This is a genomic window from Phytohabitans sp. LJ34 (assembly GCF_052068095.1).
Lineage (GTDB): Bacteria > Actinomycetota > Actinomycetes > Mycobacteriales > Micromonosporaceae > Phytohabitans.
Map to the genome: position 1 here is coordinate 126,952 of NZ_JBQHDG010000028.1, position 9,879 is coordinate 136,830.

The 9,879-nt window shown below is 72.1% G+C and carries 2 protein-coding genes (1 of these 2 only partly in view); both read right to left on the reverse strand.

The genetic code is table 11. The features are described from left to right. Positions 1–6,389, reverse strand: the 5' portion of a protein-coding gene (locus tag ACTMTJ_RS38595; RefSeq protein WP_441223698.1) for an SDR family NAD(P)-dependent oxidoreductase. The gene continues 11,998 nt to the left of window position 1, outside the view; 6,389 of the gene's 18,387 nt are visible here — the first part of the coding sequence; it begins with the start codon at positions 6,387–6,389; the stop codon falls past the left edge of the window. Continuing rightward, positions 6,386–9,868, reverse strand: coding sequence for an ACP S-malonyltransferase (gene fabD / locus ACTMTJ_RS38600; RefSeq protein WP_441223699.1), 3,483 nt, complete (start codon positions 9,866–9,868; stop codon positions 6,386–6,388). The genes ACTMTJ_RS38595 and fabD overlap by 4 nt, the downstream gene beginning before the upstream one ends. Positions 9,869–9,879: the final 11 nt, after the last annotated feature.

A 9,879-nucleotide genomic window follows, 5' to 3' on the forward strand; every position in this document is an offset into this window, starting at 1 on the left:
CCGGAGCCGGTGAGGAAGGGGTGCGGTTCGCCGGACTCGACCTCGGGGATCCAGTACCGCTCCTGGGCGAACGGGTAACCGGGCAGGGCGACCGGTCGCAGCGGGCGCGGATACCGCTCGTCCCACCGCACCTCGGCGCCGGAGACCCACCGCTGGGCGAGCTGCCCCAGTTCACCGTCGGGTCGCGTGGGTCCTGAGCGCCCGGCACGTGACCAGTGCGGCACCTCCGGTGCCCGGTGCGCGGCCAGCGCGTCCAGCGCATCGACCAGCTCGTCCACTGTGGACACGAGCAGGGCGGCGCGTTCGGCCAGCGGCTCACGGCGTACCTGCAACTGGTACGCCACCTCGGCGAGGCTGACCTGCTCGTCCTGCTCCTGGATGCTCCGGGCCAGGTTCGCGCAGTGCGCGCGCAGCCGGTCGCCGTTCTTCGCCGATACCACGACCAGGTGCTCGCCGGGGGTCGCGTCGGGTACGGGCTGCGGTCCGAGGTACTCCTCGACCACCACGTGGGCGTTAGCGCCGCCCGCGCCGAACGCGCTGATCCCGGCGCGCAGCGGCAGTTCGGTGCCGTCCGGTGAGCGGTGACGCACCCAAGGCTCCAGCGTGCGCTGAACCCGTAGTGGGGTGGCGGCGAAGTCGATGCTCGGGTTGGCCGGTTCGGCGTGCAGCGACGGCACGAGCTGCCGGTGCCGCATCTGCAACAACACCTTCGTCAGCCCGGCCAGGCCGGCGGCGGCTTCCAGGTGGCCGATGTTGGTCTTCACGGAGCCGATCGCGCAGGTCTCCCGCTGGCCCAACTGGTCGAACGCCTTGCCCAGCCCGGCGATCTCGATCGGGTCGCCGAGCGACGTGCCGGTGCCGTGCGCCTCCAGGTAGCCGATCGCAGCGCCGTCCAGCCCGGCGGCACTGATCGCGCGGACGACGAGATCGGCCTGGGCGTTGGGGTTGGGAACGGTGAACCCGCTGGTCCGGCCGCCGTGGTTGACGGCGGTGCCGCGAATGACCGCGAGGACCCGGTCGCCGTCCCGCACCGCGTCGGACAGCGGCTTGAGCACGACCGCGCCGACGCCTTCGCCGGGTACGAAGCCGTCCGCCCGCGCGCCGAACGTGTGGCAGCGCCCGGTGTGCGAGACCATCTGCATCTGGCAGAGCCAGTCGTACTTGCTCGGGTGCAGGTACAGGTTGACCGCGCCGACCAGCGCCATGCGGCACTCCCCCGCGGCCAGGCTCTCGCACGCGAGGTGCAGTGCGGTGAGCGAGGACGCGCACGCGGTGTCGACCGGCATGCTCGGACCGTGCAAGTCGAGGCAGTAGGAGACCCGGTTGGGGATGGACCACAGCGTGGAGGTGGGTGTCACCATATTGCCCAGGCGCCACTGCTCCGGCCCCCACAACAGGTACGACTGGGTGGTCACGCCGACGAACACGCCGACCGCGCGCTCCCCGGCGGCGTCCGGGCTGCCGAGCCGGTAGGGCGGATAGCCCGAGTCCTCGAAGGCGTTCCACGCCGTCTGCAAGAACAGGCGCTCCTGCGGGTCGATCAGCTCCGCGTCGCGGGGCGAGATGTTGAAGAACAGCGGGTCGAACATGTCGACGCCGTCCAGGAAGCCGCCCCACTTGCAGTACGTCCCGTCCTCCCGGTCTTCGGTGAACCGCTCGCGGAAGTCCCACCGGGAGGCCGGAATCTCGGTCACGCAGTCGCGGCCCGCGACCAGGTTGCGCCAGAACGCGTCGATGTCCGGCGCCTGCGGATACCGACCCGAGACGCCGATGATGGCTATCGGTGCCCGCTCACCAACCGCTGGCGGCGGCGCGGCGGCCGGCTCGACCGGTCGCCGCGGTGCCGGTCCGGGACGATCCGCCGCGGACGTGGTGTCCGCGCGCGGCGCGGTGGCGACGTCCGGGAAGTGGCTCGCGAGTACCGCGGCGACCTGGGCCAGGGTGCGGCATTCGAACAGCAGCGTGTGCGGAATCGCGCCCAGGTCGCGCTCCACCCGGGTGTTGAAGTTGCGCACCAGGATCGAGTCGACGCCGTAGCTGTCCAGCCCACGCCCAGGGTCGATGTCGTGCTCCGGCACGTCCAGCAGATCCGAGAACAGCGACGTGATGTATTGGGAGGCCCACGGCACGTCGGGCTTGTCACCGGCCGCGGACGGCTGCGCGGGTGCGGGCGCGCCGGCCCCGCCGTGACATAGCGGCAGCACCCGCTCCGAGTCGCCGAAGACGAACAGCCGGCGGGCGGAGGCGCCGCGCAGCGCGGAGTCCAGGGCGGCGAGGCCGACCGGCACCGGCATCGGCGCGAAGCCGTTCTCGACGCAGAACACGGCGCCGGCTCCGTCCGGCACCGTCATGCCGCCCGCGTCCCACCACGGCCATCCGATCGCCACGGTGCGCCCCCGGCAGGTGCCCGCCGCGCGCCGGCTCTCCCGATCGACGGCGAAAGTCTCCATGAGGGCGTTGGCAACCGCGTAGTCCGCCTGGCCGGGGTTTCCGGTGACGGCGGCCAGCGACGAGAACAGCGCGAAGAAGTCGAGTGGTTCGTCGGCCAGGGCCACGTCCAGGTTCGCCGCGCCGCGCACCTTCGGAGCCAGAACCGCGCGCAGGTCGGCGACGGACTTGTTCACCAGGTACCGGTCACGCAGTACGCCGGCCGCGTGCACCACGCCGTTGACCGGACCGAACCGGTGCCGTACGTCCGCCACGAGCCTGCGGGTGGACTCCAGGTCGGACACGTCAGCCGGGAAGTACGCGATCCGGTCGCCGGCGGCCTCGGCCACGGTCGCAAGGTCGCGGGCGAGTTCGGTGTTCATCAGGCTGCGGCCGGCCAGCGCCACCCGGACCCCGGGCACCGACAGCAGGTGGGCCGCGACCGCCTGGCCCAGGCCGCCCCGGCCGCCGGTGACCAGGTAGACGCCGCCCGGCCGGACCACGGAATCCGGCGCGGTCGTAGGCGGTTCGGGCTCCCGAGCGGTGAAGCGCCGGGCGTACCGGACATCGCCGCTGTAGCGGACCGGGTCGTCGCCGGCGACGCCGAACTCCTCGGCGATCCGGCGCCAGGTCTCCGCTGCCGCGTGTGCGCTGTCCACTGTGATCGGTCGTAGCCGCACCGAACCGCTCTCCCAGCGCACGCAGCGGCCGAGGGCCGCCGCCGCGTCGGGTTCCGGCGCGCCGGGTACGGCCACGTCGAGGATGAGGGTCGGTGTCCCGTCGCGGCGCCGGAGCAGTCGTTGCGCGAGCAGAAACGGCACCAGCGCGCTGTCCTCGACCCGCCGGGCCAGGTCGGTGCCGTCCGGCCCGGCCAGCCGCACCACGTAGCCGGGTCGCAGACCCTGCTCGGCGAGCTCCGCGAACAGCCGGTCCCAGTCGTCCTCCTCGGCACGGACCGTCCACACCTCCACGGCCTCGTGGCTGTACCGCGTACCGATGCCGGCGAAGGCGATGCGGTACCCGGGCAGCGCGGCGGCCGCCGCGGCACGGACGTCGTCGAGCAGCACAGCAGGTGCCACCACCAGGGCCGTCTTGTCCCGCACCGGGTTCGCGGAGCCGTCGTCGGGTACCCAACCGGCCTCCAGCTCGACCAGCCGCACGTCGGGCCCGTGCGGTTGGTCCGCCGGTGCGGCCGGCGCCTGCCGGTGCACGGTCCGCACGTACTCGGTGGTCGGCAGCGGCAGCTTGCGCGCACCACGGCCGGCGTAGAACCGGAGCCAGTCGACGTCCACGCCGCGCCGCCACAGCGCGATCAGCGGCGTCGCGAGCTGGTTGGCCAGCGCCCGCGGATCGGCGATCGCTACGTGGTCGCTGCGTTCCGGGATGCCGGGCACCGTGCCGACGGAGACGGTCGCCGCCGCGTCCTCGGAGGTGCCGGCATCACCGGCAGCGGCGTCCCGCATCCACGCCGCGGCCGTGTCGAGTCCGGCGGGCATCCGCGCCCGGCCGCGCAGCACGGGGTACCGGCTGTCCCCGGAAATCACGAGTCCGGCAGCACCGCGCTGCACCTGGTCCACGGTGGCGGCCCGCTCCGCCGACTCGCCGCTCAGCAGGCCGAGCAGCCCGTCCGGCGACACCAGGCCGTCGGCGAGCAGGTCCAGCAACTCGGTGACCCGGGCGTCCGGCACCAGCCGGTCCAGCGACAGCTTCCACTCCCGGTTGAGTTGGTCGAACGCGTTCTCCAGAGCGAGGACGCGGACCAGGACGGCACGAGGGTCGGCGCCGGCGCCCACCGCGAGGCCGGCCTCGTCGGTCGGGACGCGCCAGTTGCCCAGCCCGCGCAGGCCGAGCACCCTGTTCCACTCGTCGACCGCGCGGCGCAGCACCCGCTGGCCGCCGATGATCGGGGCGGCCCGGGCGCCAACCGCGGCGGCCACTTCCGGCTCCACCGTGAGCCCGTCCAGCAGATCGCTGAAGTAGCCGCCGAAGACCAGGTACGGGTAGGCGGTCCGGCCGGTGGCGGCGTGCATCAGCGGCACGTCCGGGGCGCGCAGCGCGACGTCCGCGGAACCGCCCCGGGCGATCGGCAGCGCCGCCGGCCAGTCGAGCGCGCCGGTGGCGGCGAGCGCGGCCAGCACGCCGGCCCCGTGCCCGGTCACCGTCGCTGGCCGGAATCCCAGCTGTCGCAGCACCCGCACCACCAGGTAGGTGAGCAGGAAACGCTCCTCCGGCCCATCGCCGCCGCGGCGCAGCCCGGCAAGCTCCGCGCCGGCCTCGGGCGCCTCGGCCGCCATCGCGGCGAGGACGTCCGCGACGGGCGGCGCGTCGAGGAGGGCGCGCAGCTGCCCGAGCGGTGGCATGGTCAGCTCGCCCACCCGTAGCGCCCAGTCCCGTGCGGGCTCTGCGGTGGTCGGGGACGGCGGATCGGCCAGGAGGGACACAATGTCGTCTACAGTGGACACGAGGCCGCCGGTGCGCACGGCGAAGTGCTCGCGGCCAGTGGCCAGGGTGGCGCAGATGTCGGTGACCTGGCCGCGGATCCAGCCGTCTCCGGTCAGGCCGGCCCGCCAGCGGTCCAGCAGCAGCTCCAGCGAACGGGCGGACGGCGCGGAGAGCAGGAACGGCTGGGCGGTGCCCGCCGTGGGGTCGGCGCCGCTGTCCGGTGCCGGGCGGTACTCCTCGACGCACAGGTGCGCGTTGACGCCGCCGCCGCCGAACGAGCTCACTCCCGCGCGCAGCGGCCGATCGCCGGCCGGTTCCCACGTGCTCTCCTCGCGGGCCAGGCGGAGCACGCCGTCGTCCACTTTGATCAGTGGGTTGACCGTGCGCAGGTGGATGCTCGGCGGGACCCGCCGGTGCGCCATCATCATCAGCACCTTGACCAGCCCGGCGACCCCGGCTGCCGCCTCCAGGTGTCCGATGTTGGGCTTGACCGAGCCGATCCAGCAGCCGCCGTCCTCGCGCGGCACGGCGGACATCACCTTGTGCAGCGCCTCGACCTCGATGGGGTCGCCGAGCGGCGTGCCGGTGCCGTGCGCCTCCACATAGGAGACCGTGGACTGGTCGAAGCCGGCACGCTCCAGGGCCGCGGTGATGACGTCGCGCTGCGCCGCCACCGAGGGGGCGGTGATGGTACGACCGGCGCCGTTGTGGTTGACGGCACTGCCCATCAGCACCCCGTAGACGTGGTCGCGGTCGCGCACCGCGTCGTCCAGCCGGCGCAGCATCACCATCCCGACCCCGTCGCCCGGGACGAAGCCGTCGGCGTCCTTGTCGAAGGTCCGGCACAGCCCGGACGGGCTGAGCATCCGCGCCTTGGAGTACGAGATGTACTTCCACGGATGGAGGTTGAGCAGCACGCCGCCGGCGAGGACGAAGTCGGCGTCGCCGTCCAGCAGCGCGCGCATGCCGAGGTGGATCGCGACCGCGGACGAGGCGCAGGCCGCGTCGATGGCCATGCTGTGACCGCGCAGGCCGAACGCGTGCGATACCCGGTTGGCGAGCATGTAGTCGGAGCCGCCGAACGTGGTGTGTGCCTCCACGGTGGTGCCGGGCTCGGTACCCTGCTGAAGGTGGTCGCGCGAGGCGACGCCGACGAAGACCAGGGTGCGAGACTGCTGGAGCGCGCGCAGCGGCGTGGCGGAGTCTTCGATGCAGTGCCAGGTCTCCTCCAGCAGCAGCCGTTGCTGGGGGTCCATCAGCTTGGCCGTCTTGGGTGAGACCCGGAAGAAGCTGTCGTCGAAGCCGTACGGGTCGGCGATCTGGCCGCACCACTTGCTGACGGTCTTGTTCGGTATCGAGATGTCCGGCGAGTAGAACTCGGCCGGGTTCCACCGCTGCCGGTCGACCTCGCGGATCGAGCTGACTCCCCGGCGCAGGTTGTCGAAGAACTCGCGGTGGTCGCGGGCGCCGGGCGCGCGGCAGCCGATGCCGGTCACCGCCACCGCGGTCTGCTCCATCATCGGCCCTCCGCATTCACCAGCTGCTCGAGCCGCTCCTCCAGGCAGGCCGCGGTCTCGCGCATCATCAGCTCGCCGATCTCGTCGACGTGCCGGTTGCGCCAGCTCTGCCGGGCGGTGCCGCGGACCCACTGGTTGAACGCGCCGAGGGCCGGGCCGCAATGCACCTGGAAGTCCACCCGGTACTCCTCCCGGCCTTCCATCGCGGCGCGTTGGCTGTGCCCGAAGTACCAGCGGAACACCAGTGCCATCTTGTGTTTCGGGTTCTGCTCGGCCTTTTCGATCTCGCGCGGGTCCCGGGCCGTGAAGAACGCGCGCGTGTCCTGCCACACCTCGTCGAAGCTCTTGCGGAAGTATCGCGTCTCGATGACCGACCGGGTCTCGGCGTCGATCTCCTCAAGCGACTCGTGCCGCCGGTACAGCTCGTAGAGCTTGCGTGCCCGGGCCGGGAAGAACACGCCCCGCTTGAGCACCTGCACCTGCGCCCCCAGCTCGAACATGTCGCCGGCTGGTGCGTAGTCGGTGTCCTGGATGTTGATCTGTTCGAGCATGTCCTTGGCGGCCGGGCTCATACCGGACTCGGCCGTGCACAGGTTGATCGAGCCGGTAACCACGAAGTCGGCGCCGAGCACGAACGCGGCGGCCGCCGCCTCGGGAGTGCCGATGCCGCCGGCCGCGCCAACCCGTACCCGCGCGTGGTACCCGTGGTCGGCGACCATCCGGTCGCGCAGCCGCAGCATCGTGGGCAGCAGCACGATCGGGTCGCCCCGGTCGGTGTGGCCACCGGAGTCCGCCTCGACACATAGGTCGTCCGCCATCGGTACGCCGGCGCCGAGCGCGGCCTGTTCGGCGGTGATCAGCCCGGCCTGCTCCAGCTGGCTGACAAGTCGCTGGGGGGCGGGAGAGAGGAAGCTTTCGGCCACCTCGGGCCGGGACACCTTGGCGATAATGCGGTTGGCGGCGACCGCCTCGCCGTCGGTGTCCTTGCTGAGCCCGGCGAGCCGGTAGCGGACCAGGGCCGGCGTGATCTTCATGAAGGCGGAGGCTTCGACGTTGCGCACCCCGCGGTCGAGCAGCAGCCCGACGGTGGCGTCCTCCACGTCGGGCTGTGCCGGGTTGTGCACCAGGTTCATGCCGTACGGGCGGCCGTCGCCCAGCTCGGCGGCCAGCCGGTCGATGGCCGCCGCGATGCGGGACTGGTCGAGGCCGCCGGTGCCGAAGAACGCCAGGATGCCGGCACCGGCCGCCCGAATGACCAGGTCTTCGGAGGCGATGCCGCGGTACATCGCGCCGCACACGTACGCGTACCGGGTGCCGTAGGTGCGTCGGAACTCCGCACTGCCCAGATCCTCCGGCCGCAACCGCGCGGCGCCGGCCGGTGACAGGGGCGACACCGCCGCCGGTGGCGCGGGAGCCTTTGCCGGCTGGGGCGGCGGGGACTGCCGGATCTTCTTGACCAGGCCGGTCAGCACCTGCCCCGGCCCGACTTCGTCGAAGGTGGTCACACCAGCGGCGAGCAGATGACGCACGGTCTGCTCCCACAGCACCGGCCGGACCAGTTGCTCGGCGAGGATCTCCCGTACCGACCCCGGCTCGTACGGGCGGCCGGTCACGTTGGCCATCACCGGAACCCGCGGGGGTTGGAACTCGCAGTCCGCGAGCACCTGCTGGAACTCTCGCCACGCCGGTGCCATGTATCGGGAGTGGAAGGCGCCACTGACCCGGAGCATCAGGTACGCCCGCGCGCCGCCGGCGAGCATCGGCTCGCGCGCGGATTCGACCGCCTCCCGCGGTCCGGACAGGATGAACTGGTCCGGCGCGTTGTGGTTGGCCAGGTCGACGCCGGACAGCCCGCCGTGCGACAGGATCTCGCGCACCGCGCCCTCGCTCAGCCCGACCGCCGCTGCCATGCCGCCTCCGGTGGCGGCCGCCATGAGCCGGCCGCGCTCGCGCACCAGGCGCAGCCCGGTCGCGAAGTCGAAGGCTCCCGCCGCGCACAACGCGTTGTACTCGCCGAGGCTGTGCCCGGCGAAGTAGTCGGGCGCCGGCTCGCCGTCCTGCCCGCGGGCCAGGTAGGTGAGGGCGTTGACCACGAACAGCGCCGGCTGGGTGAACTGCGTCTGGTCGAGCTGGCCGCGTGGGTCCTCGCGGCACAGCGTGGCGACGGAGTAGCCGAGGATCTCGTCGGCGATGGCGGTCAGTTCGGGGAAGCGGGCGAACAGGTCACCGCCCATGCCGCGCGCCTGTGAACCCTGACCCGGAAATACAACCGCTCTCATCTGACTCCCCCGCTGGCCTTGGGCTGTGGTGGGACCGCGCCGTGACCGGATGGCTTGGGCCTTGATGGCTTCCAGGGACCGTCCGCGCGGCGCGAAAGGATCCAGGATGGGTACCGCGCGGGCCCGGCCGTCGCCGCGCACGATGCTCGCCACGAAGTTCGCCATCGTGGCGGACGGACCGAGGTCCAGGTACACCAGATCGGGGTCCTGCCGGTCCAGGAACTGGATCGCGTCACGAAATCGGATGGGTGACCGCACGAGTCGCCAGAAGTGCTCGGGCTCGAACCGGGTGACGTAGCCGGCCGACTCGCACGACACGAACGGCACCGCGGGAGGTCGCAGTGTCAGCCGTGCCAGCGAGGTCAGGTACGGCTCGGCGACCGCGTCCAGCCCTGAGGAGTGGAAGGCGTAGTTGACCGGCAGCCGCTGGTACAGCACGCGCAGCTCCCGCAGGCGGCGCTCGGCGCGGGCCACGCCGGCGGGGTCGCCGGAGACCACGAAGTTGCGGTCCGAGTTGACGCCGGCCAGCTCGACGTCGGCGCGTAGCGACGCGTCGTCGTGGTACAGCGCGACGTCGCCGAGCACCGCGAGCATCGCTCCGGGCACCCGGTGCGCCTTGAGCATGCCGACCTGTTCCACGATCGAGCTGGCCAGGTCCTCCGCGCTGAGCACGCCGGTCGCCGCCGCCGCCGCGAACTCGCCAAGGCTCGCGCCGAGCACGTAGTCGGGTTCGACGCCTTCGGCGCGCAGCGTCTCCGCCATGGCGAGCTCGACCATGAGAATCGCCGGGTGGGTGAACCGGATTTCGTCGAACGCGTCGGCCGCCGTGCGGTCGGTGCGATAGATCTCGTCGAATATGCCGGGGATGCCGAGGTCCGCGAATACCGTACTCCAGGCGCGCATGGACGCAGCGAAAACCGGATGGCCGGACAACAGGTCGCGCCCCATTCCGTAGTACTGCGATCCCTGGCCGGCGAACAGGAAGACGTTCTTTGCGGACATGGCGTTGCGGCCCCCGGAGTGAGTGACTCGGCGGCGCCGGTATGACCCGGCCGTCCCAGTCATGCTTCCCCGGCCACACCTATGGCGGTAGTGGACAGTTGCTGCCAGCCCGGACCAGGCTCCCGGAAGCGGCCACAAGGTCGTATGGGGCAGTTGCTTGTTTACCCGTTCGAGTAGTGAGCACAATTCTCGGGTCACCATTGTGGACTAAC

What these genes read in the sequence shown, in the direction of transcription:
- fabD (WP_441223699.1), bottom strand. Translation starts at nt 9,868, where the DNA reads ATGGTGACCCGAGAATTGTGCTCACTACTCGAACGGGTAAACAAGCAA.